The sequence below is a fragment of the Pseudomonas sp. Pseusp11 genome (assembly GCF_047304405.1).
In the GTDB taxonomy this organism is placed as follows: Bacteria; Pseudomonadota; Gammaproteobacteria; order Pseudomonadales; family Pseudomonadaceae; genus Aquipseudomonas.
Window position 1 is genome coordinate 1 of record NZ_JBGLZF010000098.1, and the last position, 333, is coordinate 333.

At 63.1% G+C, this 333-nt stretch carries 1 pseudogene; it reads left to right on the forward strand.

The window, feature by feature from the left end:
- Positions 1-333, forward strand: a pseudogene (locus tag ACCC96_RS30310) (protocatechuate 3,4-dioxygenase subunit alpha); the annotation flags it as partial.

The window sequence follows — 333 nt, forward strand, 5'->3', positions numbered from 1 at the left end:
CCGTCGGACCGTACTACCACATCGGCCTGACCTGGCTGAACCGTGAAGACCTGACCGTTGAACAGACACTCGGCGAGCGTGTGGCGATCACCGGGCAAGTCGTCGACGGCAATGGCGACTTCGTCAACGACGCCAAGCTCGAAGTCTGGCAAGCCAACGCCGCTGGCAAGTACGACCACCCAGAAGACGATCAGGACAAACCCCTGGACCCGAACTTCGATGGGTTTGGCCGGGTGCCGGTGGATGCACAAGGGGGCTTTCGCTTTACCACGATCAAGCCGGGCACCGTGGATGGCCTGAAGGGCACGACCCAGGCGCCGCACCTGGTGGTGC